Below are 16,740 nucleotides of genomic sequence, written 5' to 3'. Positions count from 1 at the left end.
TTTCGCATGGATCTGGATTATTCCCCCGCCGACGACGCGTTCCGCGCCGACATTCGCGCCTGGCTCGAGGCGAACCTGCCTCACGCGCTGCGCGCCAAGGTTCTCGATCACAAACGGCTCAACCGCGAAGACTACGCGAGCTGGCACCGGATTCTCGGCCAGCGCGGCTGGTCCGCGCCTGCCTGGCCGACCGAATACGGCGGGCCGGGCTGGAACGCGACGCAGCGGCATATCTGGGACGACGAATGCGCGCGGATCGGCGCGCCGACCGTGCTGCCGTTCGGCGTGTCGATGGTGGCCCCGGTGCTGATGAAATACGGCAGCGACGCGCAGAAGCGCCGCTATCTGCCCCGCATCCTGGACGGCTCGGACTGGTGGTGCCAGGGCTATTCGGAGCCGGGCTCCGGCTCGGATCTCGCGTCGCTGCGCACGCGCGCGGAGCGTCACGGCGACCATTACGTCGTCAACGGACAGAAGACCTGGACGACGCTCGGCCAGCACGCCGACATGATGTTCTGCCTCGTGCGCACCGATCCGGCCGCAAAGAAGCAGGAAGGCATCTCGTTCCTGCTGATCGACATGAAGACGCCCGGCATCACCGTGCGGCCGATCATCACGCTCGACGAGGATCACGAAGTCAACGAGGTGTTCTTCGAGGACGTCAAGGTGCCGGTCGAGAACCTCGTCGGCGACGAGAACCGCGGCTGGACCTACGCGAAATACCTGCTCGGTCATGAGCGGACGGGCATCGCGCGCGTCGGCAACTCGAAACGGGAGCTCGCGTTCCTGAAGCGGATCGCGCTGAACCAGCGGAAGAACGGCAAGCCGCTGCTCGCCGATCCGGTGTTCGCCGCGAAGGTCGCGTCGCTCGAAGTCGAGCTGATGGCGCTCGAGGTGACGGTGCTGCGCGTCGTCAGCCGCGAGACGAGCGGCAAGGGGCCGGGCCCGGAAGCGTCGATGCTGAAGATCAAGGGCACCGAGGTGCAGCAGGCGCTCACCGAGCTGATGTTCGATGCGATCGGCCCGCAGGCGGCGCCGTTCGACGTGCCGTTCCTCGAAGGCGAGCGCGCGCACAGCCTGGCGGGCGACGACGATGCCGCGCCGCTCGCCGCGTACTACTTCAACTTCCGCAAGACGTCGATCTACGGCGGCTCGAACGAAATCCAGAAGAACATCATCGCGCAGATGATTCTCGGACTGTGAGGAGCGGCATATGGACTTCACCTTTACCGACGAGCAGCAGCAATTCGCCGACGCGCTGCGTCGTTATCTCGACGAGCAATACGGCTTCGAAACGCGCCAGGCGATCGTGCGCAGCGAAGCCGGCGTGTCGGACGCGCAATGGCAGGCGTTCACGGAACTGGGGCTGACCGCGCTGCCGGTGCCGGACGCGCAGGGCGGTTTCGGCGGGAGCGCGATCGACATGCTGGTCGCGCTGCAGGCGCTCGGCCGCGCGCTCGTCGTCGAGCCGTACTGGGCGACGGCGGTCGGCGTCGAGGCGTTGCGTGTCGCCGGCTCGGGCGCGGGCGAGGACGCCGCGTTGCTGGAAGGCGTCGCACAAGGGCGGAAGCGTCTCGCGGTCGCGTTCCACGAGCCGCACGCGCGCTACGACCTGTTCGCGCTCGACACGCGCGCGAGCGGACCGGACGGCGCGCAGCGCCTGACCGGCATCAAGTCGATCGTGCAGCACGGCGCGCAAGCGGACGTGTGGATCGTGCCCGCGCGGCTCGACGACGGCGCGGTGGGCCTGTTTGCCGTCGAGCGCGGCGCGGCGGGCGCGGACGTCGTCGACTACCGGACGATCGACGGCCAGCGCGCGGCGACGATCCGGCTCAACGACACGCCCGCGCGCCGGCTCGCGGGGGGCGAACGCGATGCGGCGGCGCTCGAGCGGATCGCCGATTACGCGACCGTGCTGCTGTGCGCCGAGGCGATCGGCGCGCTCGACGAACTGAACCGCGCAACCGTCGAATACACGAAGACGCGCGAGCAGTTCGGCGTGCCGATCGCGCGTTTCCAGGCGCTGCAGCACCGGATGGTCGACATGCTGATCCACGCGGAGCAGGCGCGTTCGCTGACCTATCTTGCCGCGGTGCGCTACGCGAGCGACGATGCCGATGCGCGGCGCAAGGCCGTGTCGGCCGCGAAGGCGCGCGTCGGGCAGGCCGCGCGCTTCGTCGGCCAGCAGGCGGTACAGTTGCACGGCGGGATGGGCGTGACCAACGAGGTGGCGGCCGCGCATCTGTTCAAGCGCCTGTCGATCATCGAGACGACGCTCGGCGACACCGATCACCATCTCGCCCGCATCGCGGCGCTGCCTGATTTCATGCAGGCCGACGCGGCATAGCGGCAAATACGGCGCGTGCGCGCGCAAACCAAGGAGAGACTAGAGTGGGTATCAGTTACGAAGATCTGGTGGTCGGCGCCACGACCGAAGTCGGGCGCTACACGTTCGAGGCGGACGACATCAAGACGTTCGCCGGACGCTACGACCCGCAGCCGTTTCACATGGACGAGGCGGCGGCGGAAGCCTCGCCGTTCGGCGGGCTCGTCGCGAGCGGCTGGCATACCTGCTCGGTGTTCATGGGCATGCTGGTGCGCAACGTGCTGCCGGGTTCGACCAGCATGGGTTCGCCCGGCATCGACGAGATCCGCTGGCTGAAGCCGGTGCGCGTCGGCGACACGATCACGATGTACCAGAAGATACACGACAAGCGCGTGTCGGCGAGCAAGCCCGATCGCGGCATCGTGACGACCGAGTGGATCGGCGTCAACGGCGGCGGCGAGACGGTGATCACCGTGCGTTCGAAGGTGATCTTCGGGTTGCGCGATCCGGCCGGAGCGAGCGCGTGACGGCGGCGGCCTTGCCGCTGATCGCGTCGGCGCAGGCGCTGACGGCGCGCGTCGGCGAAGCGCCGCTCGCAAGCGGATGGATCGTCGTCGACCAGCCCCGCGTCGACGGGTTCGCCGACGCGACGGGCGATCATCAGTGGATTCACGTCGATCCCGAGCGTGCGCGACGCGAATCGCCGTTTGGCGGTCCGGTTGCGCACGGTTTCCTGACGCTGTCGCTGATCCCCGTGTTGATGACCGACGCGATGCGTTTCGAGCAAAAGATGGGCGTGAACTACGGACTGAACCGCGTGCGCTTCGTGAGGCCGGTGCCGGTCGGCGCGCGCATCCGCGCGCTGTTTGCCGTAAAGAACACCGCCGACGTGGAGAAGGGCGGCGTCCAGGCGACGTGGGCCGTGTCGATGCAGGTCGAAGGTGCCGAGACGCCGCGGCTCGCGTGTGCGGCCGAGTTCGTCACGCGGCACTATTTCTGAAGCGCCGGCGGGCTCGCGCATCGGGCGTCGCGCGATGTGCGGCCCCATGCGCGATGCCCGTAACGTTCAGTGCTTCGCGTACTGCGTTGCGCCGAATAGCACCTCGCGCGCCTTGTCGTCCTGCAGCGCCTTGCGCAGCGACGCCAGCACCTCGACGCCGCGCTGCACCGCCGGCCGCGCGGCGATCGCCTCATGCCAGCGCTTCACGTTCGGGAATTCGTCGAGCTCGATCCCCTGGTTCTGCCACGAGCGCGTCCACGGGAACGTCGCGATGTCGGCGATCGTGTAGTCGTCGCCGGCGAGATACGCGGTTTCGCCGAGCCGCTTGTCCATCACGTTGTAGAGGCGGTGCGCTTCGTTCGTATAGCGGTTGACCGCGTAGTCGATCTTCTCCGGCGCGTAGAGGCGGAAGTGATGCGCCTGCCCGAGCATCGGGCCGATGCCGCCCATCTGGAACATCAGCCATTGCAGCGTCGCGTAGCGCGCGGCAGGGTCCGCCGGCAGGAACCGGCCGGTCTTTTCCGCGAGATAGATCAGGATCGCGCCCGACTCGAACAGCGCGATCGGCTTGCCGCCGGGGCCGTCCGCATCGACGATCGCCGGGATCTTGTTGTTCGGGCTGATCTTCAGGAAATCCGGCTGGAACTGGTCGCCCGCGCCGATATCGATCGGGTGCACGCGATATTCGAGGCCGGTTTCCTCGAGCAGGATGTGCACCTTGTGGCCGTTCGGGGTCGCCCAGCTGTAGACGTCGATCATCGTCAACTCCTTCAATGCGTCCGCGATAGCGGCGCCGCCGGGGCGCCGCGACAGGCGGTCATTAGAGCACGGATCGACGCAGGCTGCCGGCGGCCGCCGCGCGCCGTTCGACGCAGCGTGCGAGCGCAAATTTCGTGATCAGCGTTTGTAGCGGGCCGGGCGTTTGTCGAGAAACGCGGTGATGCCTTCGAGCGCATCCGCGTGATACAGCGACGCGACGAAATGGTCGCGTTCGGTGACGAGATGCGCGTCTAGCGGCTGCGCGGCCGCGTCGTCGAGCAGCGCCTTGATGCGCGTCAGCGCGTTCGGCGAGATGTTCGAGAGCGCGTCGGCCCAGGCCAGCGCGTCGGCGAGCGCGGCGCCGGGCGTAACGAGACGGTTGACGACGCCGAGCGCATGCAGGCGCTCGGCCGCGACCGGTTTGCCTTCGAACAGGATCTCGGCCGCGAGCGCGCGCGGCAGCGCGCGGGCGAGGAACCACGAGCCGCCGCCGTCCGGCGTCAGGCCGACGCGCGCATACGACATCACGAACTTCGCATCGTGCGCGGCGACGATCAGGTCGCAGGCGAGCGCGAGCGAGAAGCCGGCCCCGGCCGCGGCTCCTTCGACCGCCGCGATGACGGGCTTCGTCGACGCGCGGATCGCGGCGACCCACGCACCGAGCAGGTCGATGCTGTCGGCCTGATGGGATGGGTCCTTCGAGCGGTTGTCGAGCAGCCGGTTCAGGTTGCCGCCCGCGCAGAAGAAGCGGTCGGCGCCGGTGAGCACGACCGCGCGAATCGCGGGATCGCGCTCGGCGGTGGCGAGCGCCTCGATGCCCGCCGCGTACATGTCGGGATGCAGCGCGTTGCGCGCACCGGGATTGGATAGCGTGAGGACGAGCGTCGATTCGCTTTCGGGCGGGCGTGACGCCAGCAGTTCAGCACTCATGCGAGTGTGTCTCCATCGAATGGCGCGGCTGTGATGCCGCATTCGCTGCACGGACAGACGACGACGTCGCGGCTGCGGAGGCGGCGCAGTCGTGACAGAATTGGAACTGCTTTAGACTAGCACGAACGTGCTTTTCAGCGCGACGAATCCCGATACGCCGGGCATCGGCCCGGCCACATCCCCGCGGGGAAGGAGACTCCGATGCTACAGCTGTGCGGTATTCCGTTGTCCAACTACTACAACAAGGTGAAGTTCGTCCTGCTCGAGTACGGCATTCCGTTCGAGGAAGCGCGGTGCGGCCTGCCGATCAGCGATCCGGCCGTGCTCGCCGATACGCCGCTCGGCAAGATTCCGTTCCTGAAGACCGAACAGGGCGCGCTGTTCGAATCGCAGGTGATCATCGAATATCTGGCGGCGCGCTATCCGGACAAGCCGATTTTCCCGTCCGACCCGTTTGAGGCGGCGAAGGTGCGTGAGCTCGTCGAGACGCTCGAGCTGTATCTCGAATGGACCGCGCGCGAGGTCTATACGGAAGCGTTTTTCGGCGGGAAGGTCAGCGACGGGATGAAGGCGCACGTCGAGAAGCGCCTGCCGCGCGCGATCGACGCGTTCAAGACGATGACGCGCTTCTCGCCCTACGTGCTCGGCGATTCGTTCGGCCTCGCGGACATCGCCGCGTCGATCCACCTGCCGGTCATCGGCATGGCGACGAAGACGGTCTACGGCCGCGATTTCCTGCTCGAAGCGGGCATCGACTGGAAGGCGCATGCGCAGAAGGTCGGTGAGCGCCCGGCCGCGCAACGCGTCGCCGAAGATCGCAAGGCGTATCTCGCGGCGGCGAACGGCAAGCTTCCTTGAGCGTCGCGTTCGCTTGACGCTGCCCTGCGCCGCGCAGGTTCGGGCGGCGCGGGCTTGCTTACAGCTTCGCGAGCCGTTCGAGCGCGGTGGCGAGCGTGCGCTCCTGCTTGGCGAAGCAGAAGCGCACGACGCCCGATTCATGCGGCGCGTGATAGAACGCCGACACCGGGATCGCCGCGACGCCGATTTCCGTCGTGAGCCACTTCGAGAATTCCGCTTCGGGCAGGTCGCTGATTGCCGAATAGTCGACGCACTGGAAATACGTGCCCGAGCACGGCAGCAGCTTGAAGCGCGTGCGTTCGAGCCCGGCGCGGAAGAAGTCGCGCTTGTCCTGGTAGAAGCCGGCGAGCGTCAGGTATGGCGCCGGGTCGCGCAGGTAGTCGGCGAGCCCGAACTGCATCGGCGTATTCACCGTGAACACGTTGAACTGATGGACCTTTCGGAATTCCGCGCTGAGCGCGGCGGGCGCGGCCACGTAGCCGACCTTCCAGCCCGTCACGTGATAGGTCTTGCCGAAGCTGGACACGATGAAGCTGCGCGCGGCCAGTTCCGGATAGCGCGCGACGCTTTCATGGCGCGCGCCGTCGTACACCATGTGCTCGTACACCTCGTCCGACAGGATCAGCAGGTTCGTGCCGCGAACGATCTCCTCGAGCTTGCGCATGTCCGCTTCGCGCCACACGGTGCCGGTCGGGTTGTGCGGCGTGTTGATCAGGATCATCCGCGTCTTCGGCGTGATCGCGGCCGCGAGGCGGTCGAACGGGATCGCGTAGTCCGGCGCTTCCAGCGTGACGAATACCGGCTTGCCGCCCGCGAGTTCGATCGACGGCAGGTAGCTGTCGTAGGTCGGCTCGACGACGATCACCTCGTCGCCCGGGTGCACCGCGCACAGGATCGCGGTGAGCAGCGCCTGCGTCGCGCCCGCCGTCACCGTGATCTCGGTCGCCGGGTCGTAGCGGCGGCCGTACACCTGAGCGATCTTGTCGGCGATCGCTTCGCGCAGCGGCGCGACGCCGGCCATCGGCGGATACTGGTTGTGGCCGTCGCGCATCGCGGCGGCGACCGCGTCGACGATCCGCGGGTCGCAATCGAAGTCCGGGAAGCCCTGGCCGAGGTTGACGGCGCCTTTCTCGGCGGCAAGCGCGCTCATGACCGTGAAGATCGTCGTGCCGACGTTCGGCAGACGCGAGGGGAAAACGGGAGTCGTTGGCATGTCGGAAGGAGCGTTCATCGGTGGCTGTCGGAAGTGATGGGCGTCGGCGGCTCAGGCCGGCGTGGCCGCGTCGGCAATGGCGACGTCGAGCGTGCACGCGTCGGTGAACGGCGCGGGCTGGGCGATCCGGAAGCCGAAGTCGCGCGCGGTGCGCTTCGCGAGCTTGAGCAGCGCCCGGTCCTTCGACACGAGCCACTCGGCTTGCGCGGCGCGCGCCAGTTCGAGAAACTTCTGATCGTCGCGATCCTTGCATTTCGGCAGCGGCGGCGCGTCGGCGGCGACCGGCGGCGGTTCGACCCGTTGCGCGAGGCGGGCGACGGTCGCGAGCGCGGCCGCCTTGTCGACCGCGCGCGCCTGGAACTGCGGATAGTCGAGCACGTGCTCGAGCTCGGTCAGGCAGCGGCCGTCGATCAGCGCGACGAGCGCGCCGCGCTCCAGTGCGGCCCGGATCGGGCGCGTGGCGGGATCGTCGAAGACGAGGATGTCGATCCAGACGTTCGAATCGAGCACGACGCGACATGCGGCGCGCGGGGCGGGGGAACTGGGCATTCGTTACAATCGGTGGTTTTCGTCTGACCGCACGGCACGGCGTGCCAGCGAGCCTCTATGATAATCGTTCTCTCTCCCGCGAAATCCCTCGACTACGACACCCCTGCCCATGTCGCGACCTACACCGAGCCTGCGTTCGTCGACGACGCGTCGGAGCTGATCGACGGGCTGCGCAAGCTGTCGCCGCAGGACATCGCGACGCTGATGGACATCTCCGATCCGCTCGCGCGCCTGAACTTCCAGCGCTACGCGGACTGGTCGCCGACGTTCTCGCCCGCGAACGCGAAGCAGGCGGTGCTCGCGTTCAACGGCGACGTGTACGAAGGCTTCGACGCGAAGTCGCTGTCGGCGGCGGACCTCGATTACGCGCAGCAGCACGTGCGCGTGCTGTCGGGACTGTACGGGCTGCTGCGCCCGCTCGACCTGCTGCAGCCGTACCGGCTCGAGATGGGCACGCGCTTCGCGAACGGGCGCGGCAAGGATCTCTATGCGTTCTGGGGCGACCGGATCACGCGTGCGTTGAACGCGCAGCTGGAAACCCGCAGCGGCGCGTCGCGGGTGCTGATCAACTGCGCGTCGACCGAGTATTTCAAGTCGGTCAAGCCGAAGCTGCTGGCTGCGCCGGTCGTCACGCCGGTGTTCGAGGACTGGAAGGGCGGCCGCTACAAGATCATCAGCTTCCACGCGAAGCGCGCGCGCGGCTTGATGGCCCGCTATGTCGTCGAGAACCGGATCGCCGAACCGCAGGCGCTGAGGGATTTCGCGGCAGAAGGCTATGCGTTCGACGAAGCCGCATCGAACGATTCGACTTACGTATATCGCCGGCGAGTCGGCGAGTGACCTGCGGGCGGTTCACGAGACCGCCGGCGCAGCCTTGCATGGGACAGGAGAGACGATGACTCTTTCGATCACCAGTAATTTCGACGCCGGCGCGATCGACGTCGTGTCGTGCGAGCGGCCGGACGCGATCCGTCTGCGCGTGCGCGGCGACAATCAGGCGGAATTCGCGCAGTGGTTCTACTGCCGCGTGACGGGCGTGCGCGGCGAGCGTTGCGTGATGACGTTCGAGAACGCGGCCGAATGCGCGTATCCGTCGGGCTGGCGCAACTACAGCGCGGTCGCGAGCTACGACCGGGTCGACTGGTTCCGCGTGCCGACGACGTTCGACGGCAAGGCGATGACGATCGACCATACGCCCGAGTTCGACAGCATCTATTACGCGTACTTCGAGCCGTACTCGGAAGAGCGTCATGCGGCGTTTCTCGGCGCGGTCCAGCAATTGCCGCAGGCAAGCGTGACCGAGCTCGGCCGGACCGTCGAAGGGCGGCCGATGTCGCTGCTGACGCTCGGCGCGCCGGACACGGACGGCGCGCCGAAGAAGAAGGTGTGGATCATTGCGCGCCAGCATCCGGGCGAGACGATGGCCGAATGGTTCGTCGAGGGGCTCGTCAAGCGTCTTGCCGGTTGGGGCGACTGGGCGGGCGATCCGGTCGCGCGCAAGCTTTACGACCGTGCGACGTTCTACGTCGTGCCGAACATGAATCCCGACGGCAGCGCGCACGGCAACCTGCGGACCAACGCCGCCGGCGCGAACCTGAATCGCGAATGGATGGAGCCGGATGCCGCGCGCAGTCCGGAGGTGTTGGTCGTGCGCGAAGCGATTCACGCGACCGGCTGCGATTTGTTCTTCGACATCCACGGCGACGAGGATCTGCCGTACGTGTTCGTCGCGGGCTCGGAAATGCTGCCGAGCTTCACCGAGCAGCAAGGGATCGAGCAGACGGCGTTCATCGACGCGTTCAAGGTTGCGAGCCCGGACTTCCAGGACGAGCACGGCTACGCGGCGAGCAAGTACAAGGAGGATGCGCTCAAGCTCGCGTCGAAGTACATCGGGCACCAGTTCGGATGCCTGTCGCTGACGCTCGAGATGCCGTTCAAGGACAACGCGAACCTGCCCGACGAGCGCGTCGGCTGGAACGGCGAACGCAGCGCGGCGCTCGGCGCGGCGATGCTGGCCGCGATCCTGCGACACATCGAGACGTTCGCGTAAGCGCGTTTTCGGCGGGGCAATAAGAAAGCCGGGGCATCACTGGATGTCCCGGCTTTTTTCACTTGGCCGTTGTCGCCCGTCGTGTCAGGACTTCTTCGCCGTTGACTTCTTCTTCACGGCCTTCTTCTGGGGCGTGGATCGCTTCGTTGCCGAAGCCTTCTTGGCGGTGCGGCCGGACGCTTTCGCCTTGGTCTTGCCCTTCGCCGACTTGCCCTTGACGCTCTTCTTCGATGGCGCAGGCCGTTCGGCACGCGGCTTGAGCGGCGGAACCGGATCGTTCCAGCTGAACGCGAGCATTTGCTGGCCGACATAGCCGCAACGGAATTTCAGCGGCGTCGAGTCGCTGCCGTCGTTGTGAATGCCGAGCCCGTCGACGGTGACGATGTTGTCGACCTTGACGCGCTGCTTGCCTTGGTCGAACGCGTCGTTCCACGGCGTGATCGTCGCGTTGCCGCTGCCGAACGCACTGGGCGGGAATTCGACGCGATCGAAGGCCGACGACGTGCTGGCGATGAAGCTGCCGTGGGCCGCGCAGTCCGCGACGAGCGGATCGGCATGCATCTCGTTGACGAACTTGTTGATCAGTTCGGAGCGCTGGTCGAGGAGGTCGGCAAAGACCGGCGCCGGAAGTGCAAGCGACAGACCCGCGACACAGGCTGCCAGCTTGCCGAACGCTCTGAGAATTCGGAGCGGGGCGGGTGAGCTGTCCATCTGGTTATTGGTGAGGAGCAAATAAGACATCGGGCACGTATAGATGCCCGATGAAGAACCGGAGTTCAATCTTAGCGCAAAAAAGTCGCGCGACAGTAGACGTGGTGCTCTCCCGCGTCGGGGAAGCAGCGCGATGACGCAAGAACCCGCAAGATTGTTGCCGCTGGCGCACGCTTACGCGCGGGGGCCACCGAGACGATAGCGCCGGACGTCGAAAGTCGTGACCCAGGCAGGGCGATAGACGGCGATGAGGGCTGTCGCCATGCCGGTGAACCATGCTTCGCCGAGCGCGAGCAAGGCCGTGTTCCACAGATAGCCGGACGGAATGACGATGGCGGTGCCGTCCGCGAGCGCGAGCTGCACCCCGGCCGCTGCAGCGGCGACCGCGACGATCGCGATAGCGGGCGACAGAAACCCCTGGCCCGTAATGAACGACGACAGATTGTGCGGCAGCCACGCGAGCGCCGCGCGCTGCAGCAACGACGATACCGCGACGGGCCATGCGCCGTAGATCAGGTAGGTCAGGCCGATTCCGTGCCACGGCGCGTCGAAGATGATCGCGGCGACTACCGTCACGACCCCCATCGCGATCAGCGCGAGCGTCCAGTCGAATAATGTGACGAGCAGGGTCGCGCCGAGCAGGTGCATGACGAGTCCGTCTTCGAGCCAGGCGTTCGACGCCCAGAGCACCGTGATCGCCGTGATGAGCGCGAGCCATACGTGCTGGAGCGTCGCATCCTGGAGGCGGACGAACGGGCGCTTCCAGATCGCCAGCGCGAGCAGGGCCGCGGCGGCGATCCAGCCACCGACGCCAACCCATAGCGGAAGCGGTGTGAAGAGAAAACCCATGCGTCCATATTACTCGTTGAACATCAAACATGGGAATCCGCTCGCACGTCGACCGTCGCGATCGCGATACGGTCAACCCTAGCGATCGCGGCGGAACCGGGCGGGCGGTTCGGCGGCGTGGAGCGTCTTCTGCATGCCGTCGTTCGCAGCCGGCGACGGGTACTTGTGTTTGTCGTGCTTGTCGCGCACGGCGCGCAGCGACACCGGCCCGCGTTCGCCCAGCACCGGCCGGCGCGTGCCGTCGCGGCTCGACAACAGGACTTCGAGGTGCGGAGACAGCCAGCCGTTGTAGATCGCAACCGCGGCGGCCCGATTGGTCGCGCCAAGTTGCTGGAAAATGCTCGCGAGGTGGATTTTCACGGTGCCTTCGCTGATGCCGAGCGTGCGCGCGATCATCTTGTTGGTATTGCCCATGTGGACGAAACGCATGATCTGCGCTTGCCGCGGCGACAGCACGCGGGTGGCCGAACGGCGGGGAATCGACCCGGCGAGCTCCTGGACGTGCGCTTCGTGACGGGTCACGAGCAGCGAAGGCAGGAGGTTGAGAGCGATCGGCGGGATGTAGTGGCCGCCGAGCAGCACCATTTCGAATGCGCGGACGATCAGGTGCGGCCGTGTCGAGCGAGGAATCACGCCGGTGACGCCGCAGTCGAAGAGGCCGCGGACGGTTTCGGGCGTGGCGTCGTCGATCAGGACTGCGGCAGGCGAAGGCGAGCAGGCGTTGCAGAGCGCCTGAAGCTCGCTGAGCCGACCGACGTCCTGCCAGTCGATGGCGACCAGGTCGAAACGCTCGTTGCGCAACAACCGGCGCGCCTGGAAACCGTCAGGCGCGTCGTTGTATGCGGCGTGACGGTCGATCTGCCGCAACAGGGCTTTCAGTCCGTCACGTCGCTCCGCGTCTGAATTGAGAACCAGGAACCGCATAGTCTGACCTCCGTAAGGTTGTAAGTCGCACCGAGCTGCTGGTGTCATGTCTCGAGCTCGATCATGACAAACACCTTACATGATGTCTGCTTGGCCGAATGGCTTAGGAAAAGTCAGAAATTTTTTTAGGACAAGAAAAAAGCCGCTCCGGTGGCAACCAGGAGCGGCTTTCGACGAGCCGGCCGTTCGGGAGACGCGGCGGGTTCAGTGGAAGTGCGGCTGCGCGGGCGACGCGTCTTCCGGCATCTCGGCGTGAACGATCTCCCCGAGCGGGTCCGAGTACAGCGGTACGCCGCAGTCGTCGCAGTATTCCGGTTCGAAGCGGCCCGCGTGCCGGCGAACGTCCGTCACGCCGCATTCCTTCAGCAGGCTGACGATTTCCTCGAGCGGCCCGTCGATCGGCATGTCGCCTTCGAGCGCGCCGTTATCGGTCGCCACGTCCCCATTCTCACGGCCGTAGAGCGGCCAGACGACGCCGTAGATCACGTCGTTGTTGCCGCGGCGCGTGAAGCCGATTCGATATTCGTCGACACGACGTTCGCCGAAGCCGGCGACCACCGCGCGCAACTCCTGCGGCGCTGCACCAAGTGTGTCAAAAAGATAACGAATCGCCGTTCGGACCGTGTGCGGACGAATTCTTTCGTCGGCATCGCGGCAGGCCGAATAGTACGCGTCCGGAAGCAGGCATTCGAATTCGCATCCGGGCAGGGCGATTGCGAGGTTCGGGCCGCCTTGTGCAGTCCATTGCTCGAGGCACTGGCCGCGTTCGATCCGGGAGCCGTGCTCTTCCTCTTGCCAGCGGAACAGCGGGGCGCCCGCTGGGGCGGCCACGACGGCAAGCAGGAAACGCGGATCGGCCAGGATCGGCGAAGTCTCGGGCAGGTCGCCGAAGTTGAGCTTGGCGGCGTGCTGGCCGAGCGCGGCATGCGCGAGTTGCTGGGCGAGGCGGTAGGTTTCGACGTGATGCCGCGGCAACTGGTCGATGCTGTAGAGGAACGGGGCAAGCCCGACGAGCGTGCCGTTGGCGAGGACGTGCGCCTGCAGATGCGTGCGCAGGGCTTCGGCGGTGTCCGTCTTCAGCGGGCCCGACGGGATCACGTAGCGCGTCCACGCCAGCACGGGCACCGCGATCAGCAGCGCATCGTGCGGCTGGCCGTCGTGTTCGATCACCATCGACTCGCTGTGCGTCTCGGCCATGTCGGCAAGCGCACCGTATGCATCCGGATGGTTCTGCTGGAGATGGTCGAGGGCCGCATCGAGCGTGGTCTGGTTGCCATTGCGAACGATCTTGGCGAGCAGCGCGTCGAGCTTCGCTTCCCAGAAGCGATCCTCGATGCGGCTGCCGGAGGCGAAGAGCGCAAGCGACAGGCCGACCAGTTTGTCGGCATCGGGAGGAAGACGTTTGGCGATTCGCTGGCGCATATTAAATTCGTATGGAAAGGGGCGAAGAACCTCATATTCTAGTCCGTTCTGCGCACAATAAGCGGTCTCGCGCTGCGGCATCGAGTGTGCCCGAATCAGGGACTATGTAAAAAACTGCTTCGAACCCCTTGTGCGGAACGCGGGAGGCGCCTAGAATCACGCCTCTTTCGCGCTGACGGCAACGCGGCGCGGAAGGGGGAAGGCAGATGAACCCCGCAGTCGCAACGAGCTAGTAAAAAAGTTGTTGACGAACTGCGAAACAGTGTTCATAATCTCTCTTCTCTGCTGCTGACAACGCAGCGCTGCCGGGAAAGACGGTTTTCTCGCAGAAACGTTCTTTAAAAATTAACAGCCGATAAGTGTGGGCGCTTGATGACAGCGAGCCGATCGTCAGATCGGATTAGCAAAAGTATCAAGAGTCTCACACTAAAGTAAGTCAGGTTTATGAAGCAATTCATATTCCTGTCAGCTTTGAGTGAGCGACCGGTTCTACGGAACCGAAAACAGTAACAGGTTTGAACTGAAGAGTTTGATCCTGGCTCAGATTGAACGCTGGCGGCATGCCTTACACATGCAAGTCGAACGGCAGCACGGGCTTCGGCCTGGTGGCGAGTGGCGAACGGGTGAGTAATACATCGGAACATGTCCTGTAGTGGGGGATAGCCCGGCGAAAGCCGGATTAATACCGCATACGATCCACGGATGAAAGCGGGGGACCTTCGGGCCTCGCGCTATAGGGTTGGCCGATGGCTGATTAGCTAGTTGGTGGGGTAAAGGCCTACCAAGGCGACGATCAGTAGCTGGTCTGAGAGGACGACCAGCCACACTGGGACTGAGACACGGCCCAGACTCCTACGGGAGGCAGCAGTGGGGAATTTTGGACAATGGGCGCAAGCCTGATCCAGCAATGCCGCGTGTGTGAAGAAGGCCTTCGGGTTGTAAAGCACTTTTGTCCGGAAAGAAATCCCTGGTCCTAATACGATCGGGGGATGACGGTACCGGAAGAATAAGCACCGGCTAACTACGTGCCAGCAGCCGCGGTAATACGTAGGGTGCGAGCGTTAATCGGAATTACTGGGCGTAAAGCGTGCGCAGGCGGTTCGCTAAGACCGATGTGAAATCCCCGGGCTCAACCTGGGAACTGCATTGGTGACTGGCGGGCTAGAGTATGGCAGAGGGGGGTAGAATTCCACGTGTAGCAGTGAAATGCGTAGAGATGTGGAGGAATACCGATGGCGAAGGCAGCCCCCTGGGCCAATACTGACGCTCATGCACGAAAGCGTGGGGAGCAAACAGGATTAGATACCCTGGTAGTCCACGCCCTAAACGATGTCAACTAGTTGTTGGGGATTCATTTCCTTAGTAACGTAGCTAACGCGTGAAGTTGACCGCCTGGGGAGTACGGTCGCAAGATTAAAACTCAAAGGAATTGACGGGGACCCGCACAAGCGGTGGATGATGTGGATTAATTCGATGCAACGCGAAAAACCTTACCTACCCTTGACATGGTCGGAATCCTGAAGAGATTCGGGAGTGCTCGAAAGAGAACCGGCGCACAGGTGCTGCATGGCTGTCGTCAGCTCGTGTCGTGAGATGTTGGGTTAAGTCCCGCAACGAGCGCAACCCTTGTCCTTAGTTGCTACGCAAGAGCACTCTAAGGAGACTGCCGGTGACAAACCGGAGGAAGGTGGGGATGACGTCAAGTCCTCATGGCCCTTATGGGTAGGGCTTCACACGTCATACAATGGTCGGAACAGAGGGTCGCCAACCCGCGAGGGGGAGCCAATCCCAGAAAACCGATCGTAGTCCGGATTGCACTCTGCAACTCGAGTGCATGAAGCTGGAATCGCTAGTAATCGCGGATCAGCATGCCGCGGTGAATACGTTCCCGGGTCTTGTACACACCGCCCGTCACACCATGGGAGTGGGTTTTACCAGAAGTGGCTAGTCTAACCGCAAGGAGGACGGTCACCACGGTAGGATTCATGACTGGGGTGAAGTCGTAACAAGGTAGCCGTATCGGAAGGTGCGGCTGGATCACCTCCTTTCCAGAGCTATCTCGCACAAGTTGAGCGCTCACGCTTATCGGCTGTAAATCAGGACAGACTCAGGGGTCTGTAGCTCAGTCGGTTAGAGCACCGTCTTGATAAGGCGGGGGTCGTTGGTTCGAATCCAACCAGACCCACCAATTGTCTGGCGGAAGTACCCTGGGAAGTCTCTGTATGGGGGCATAGCTCAGCTGGGAGAGCACCTGCTTTGCAAGCAGGGGGTCGTCGGTTCGATCCCGTCTGCCTCCACCACAATCTTCAATGACAAGCGTTCGACTTGATCGAACTTTTGCCATTGGCGATTGAGCCAGTCAGAGTGATATGAGTAACACCATATCGGCTGTCGTTCTTTAACAATCTGGAAGAAGCAAGTAATTTGGATAGCGGAAGCGTCTTTGAGATGGACGTGGAAACTATCCGGGTTGTGATTGTATCGATGTATCTCAAGATGATTCGAACTTCATGTTCGGCTCAATTGGAATACGGCACAACGCGAGAACTCAACCTGTAACGAGACAGACTCGTTATAGGGTCAAGCGAACAAGTGCATGTGGTGGATGCCTTGGCGATCACAGGCGATGAAGGACGCGGTAGCCTGCGAAAAGCTACGGGGAGCTGGCAAACGAGCTTTGATCCGTAGATGTCCGAATGGGGAAACCCACTCCTTATGGAGTATCCATGGCTGAATACATAGGCCATGTGAAGCGAACGCGGTGAACTGAAACATCTAAGTAACCGCAGGAAAAGAAATCAACCGAGATTCCCAAAGTAGTGGCGAGCGAAATGGGATGAGCCTTGCACTCTTTATTTGTATTGTTAGCCGAACGCTCTGGAAAGTGCGGCCATAGCAGGTGATAGCCCTGTAGGCGAAAACAGTATGAAAGAACTAGGTGTGCGACAAGTAGGGCGGGACACGTGAAATCCTGTCTGAAGATGGGGGACCATCCTCCAAGGCTAAATACTCGTGATCGACCGATAGTGAACCAGTACCGTGAGGGAAAGGCGAAAAGAACCCCGGGAGGGGAGTGAAATAGATCCTGAAACCGCATGCATACAAACAGTCGGAGCCTCGTAAGGGGTGACGGCGTACCTTTTGTATAA

15 protein-coding genes, 2 tRNA genes and 2 rRNA genes are annotated in these 16,740 nt (G+C 64.0%); 11 read left to right on the top strand and 8 right to left on the bottom strand.

From position 1 onward, the window contains the following. The first annotated feature begins 6 nt into the window (after nucleotides 1-6). From KY49_RS17375 to KY49_RS17360, 4 genes are read left to right on the top strand one after another with little or no spacing between them, the layout of a single operon-like run. Complete coding sequence (locus KY49_RS17375) at nucleotides 7-1,203, top strand: acyl-CoA dehydrogenase family protein (RefSeq protein ID WP_042585908.1); 1,197 nt, start codon at nucleotides 7-9, stop codon at nucleotides 1,201-1,203. Between the two features lie 10 nt (nucleotides 1,204-1,213). After that, nucleotides 1,214-2,347: an acyl-CoA dehydrogenase family protein gene (locus KY49_RS17370; RefSeq protein WP_042585907.1), complete on the top strand. Its 1,134-nt coding sequence runs from the start codon at nucleotides 1,214-1,216 to the stop codon at nucleotides 2,345-2,347. 44 nt (nucleotides 2,348-2,391) lie between these two features. Then, nucleotides 2,392-2,853, top strand: coding sequence for a MaoC family dehydratase (locus KY49_RS17365; RefSeq protein ID WP_010091210.1), 462 nt, complete (start codon nucleotides 2,392-2,394; stop codon nucleotides 2,851-2,853). Then, on the top strand, nucleotides 2,850-3,326 hold the full coding sequence (locus KY49_RS17360; protein WP_042585906.1) for a MaoC family dehydratase: 477 nt from the start codon (nucleotides 2,850-2,852) through the stop codon (nucleotides 3,324-3,326). The genes KY49_RS17365 and KY49_RS17360 overlap by 4 nt, the downstream gene beginning before the upstream one ends. Before the next feature lie 66 nt (nucleotides 3,327-3,392). Here the strand turns inward: KY49_RS17360 and KY49_RS17355 are convergent, their stop codons facing one another. Then, on the bottom strand, nucleotides 3,393-4,085 hold the full coding sequence (locus tag KY49_RS17355; RefSeq protein ID WP_042586835.1) for a glutathione binding-like protein: 693 nt from the start codon (nucleotides 4,083-4,085) through the stop codon (nucleotides 3,393-3,395). Nucleotides 4,086-4,223: 138 nt separating this feature from the next. Next, nucleotides 4,224-5,015 (bottom strand): oxepin-CoA hydrolase, alternative type, encoded by a 792-nt coding sequence (locus KY49_RS17350; RefSeq protein WP_042585905.1) that lies wholly within the window; start codon nucleotides 5,013-5,015, stop codon nucleotides 4,224-4,226. Between the two features lie 201 nt (nucleotides 5,016-5,216). On the opposite strand from KY49_RS17350, the gene KY49_RS17345 reads away from it, so the two are divergent. Next, entirely contained in the window at nucleotides 5,217-5,873 is a 657-nt protein-coding gene (locus tag KY49_RS17345; RefSeq protein ID WP_042585904.1) for a glutathione S-transferase family protein, read from the top strand. Nucleotides 5,874-5,931: 58 nt separating this feature from the next. Here the strand turns inward: KY49_RS17345 and KY49_RS17340 are convergent, their stop codons facing one another. Together KY49_RS17340 and KY49_RS17335 are read right to left on the bottom strand one after the other, a co-directional pair. Beyond that, on the bottom strand, nucleotides 5,932-7,104 hold the full coding sequence (locus KY49_RS17340) for a pyridoxal phosphate-dependent aminotransferase (protein WP_042585903.1): 1,173 nt from the start codon (nucleotides 7,102-7,104) through the stop codon (nucleotides 5,932-5,934). Between the two features lie 33 nt (nucleotides 7,105-7,137). Then, nucleotides 7,138-7,635 carry a putative toxin-antitoxin system toxin component, PIN family gene (locus KY49_RS17335; RefSeq protein WP_029226397.1) on the bottom strand — a complete coding sequence of 166 codons (498 nt, stop codon included), beginning with the start codon at nucleotides 7,633-7,635 and terminating at the stop codon, nucleotides 7,138-7,140. A gap of 57 nt (nucleotides 7,636-7,692) precedes the next feature. Between KY49_RS17335 and yaaA the strand changes: the two genes are divergently transcribed. Both yaaA and KY49_RS17325 read left to right on the top strand, forming a co-directional pair. Further along, the gene (yaaA, locus tag KY49_RS17330; protein WP_042585902.1) at nucleotides 7,693-8,475 is read left to right on the top strand and encodes a peroxide stress protein YaaA; all 783 of its coding nucleotides are present in this window, start codon (nucleotides 7,693-7,695) and stop codon (nucleotides 8,473-8,475) included. A gap of 55 nt (nucleotides 8,476-8,530) precedes the next feature. After that, the gene (locus tag KY49_RS17325; protein ID WP_042585901.1) at nucleotides 8,531-9,685 is read left to right on the top strand and encodes a M14 family metallopeptidase; all 1,155 of its coding nucleotides are present in this window, start codon (nucleotides 8,531-8,533) and stop codon (nucleotides 9,683-9,685) included. An 84-nt stretch (nucleotides 9,686-9,769) separates the two neighbouring features. On the opposite strand, the gene KY49_RS17320 is transcribed toward KY49_RS17325, so the two are convergent. The 4 genes from KY49_RS17320 to KY49_RS17305 all read right to left on the bottom strand — a co-directional run bounded on the left by KY49_RS17320 (nucleotide 9,770) and on the right by KY49_RS17305 (nucleotide 13,591). Next, nucleotides 9,770-10,426 carry a BspC domain-containing protein gene (locus tag KY49_RS17320; protein ID WP_071733100.1) on the bottom strand — a complete coding sequence of 219 codons (657 nt, stop codon included), beginning with the start codon at nucleotides 10,424-10,426 and terminating at the stop codon, nucleotides 9,770-9,772. A gap of 144 nt (nucleotides 10,427-10,570) precedes the next feature. Then, nucleotides 10,571-11,245, bottom strand: a complete 675-nt coding sequence (locus KY49_RS17315) for an energy-coupling factor ABC transporter permease (protein WP_042585899.1) — start codon at nucleotides 11,243-11,245, stop codon at nucleotides 10,571-10,573. Between the two features lie 78 nt (nucleotides 11,246-11,323). Further along, on the bottom strand, nucleotides 11,324-12,169 hold the full coding sequence (locus KY49_RS17310; RefSeq protein ID WP_042585898.1) for a response regulator transcription factor: 846 nt from the start codon (nucleotides 12,167-12,169) through the stop codon (nucleotides 11,324-11,326). 204 nt (nucleotides 12,170-12,373) lie between these two features. Then, a complete protein-coding gene (locus KY49_RS17305; RefSeq protein ID WP_042585897.1) occupies nucleotides 12,374-13,591 on the bottom strand; it encodes a DUF2863 family protein in 1,218 nt (405 codons plus the stop codon). Nucleotides 13,592-14,108: 517 nt separating this feature from the next. Between KY49_RS17305 and KY49_RS17300 the strand changes: the two genes are divergently transcribed. From KY49_RS17300 to KY49_RS17285, 4 genes are all read left to right on the top strand, one after another. Beyond that, nucleotides 14,109-15,639: ribosomal RNA gene (locus tag KY49_RS17300) — 16S ribosomal RNA — on the top strand. Between the two features lie 63 nt (nucleotides 15,640-15,702). Continuing rightward, a tRNA-Ile gene (locus KY49_RS17295) sits at nucleotides 15,703-15,779 on the top strand. A 36-nt stretch (nucleotides 15,780-15,815) separates the two neighbouring features. After that, nucleotides 15,816-15,891 (top strand) — tRNA-Ala (locus tag KY49_RS17290). A gap of 278 nt (nucleotides 15,892-16,169) precedes the next feature. Then, nucleotides 16,170-16,740 (top strand): 23S ribosomal RNA (locus tag KY49_RS17285); the annotation flags it as partial.

The organism is Burkholderia sp. MSHR3999, assembly GCF_000833595.1.
GTDB lineage: Bacteria > Pseudomonadota > Gammaproteobacteria > Burkholderiales > Burkholderiaceae > Burkholderia > Burkholderia ubonensis.
This window is presented reverse-complemented; position numbering and strand designations above follow the sequence as displayed.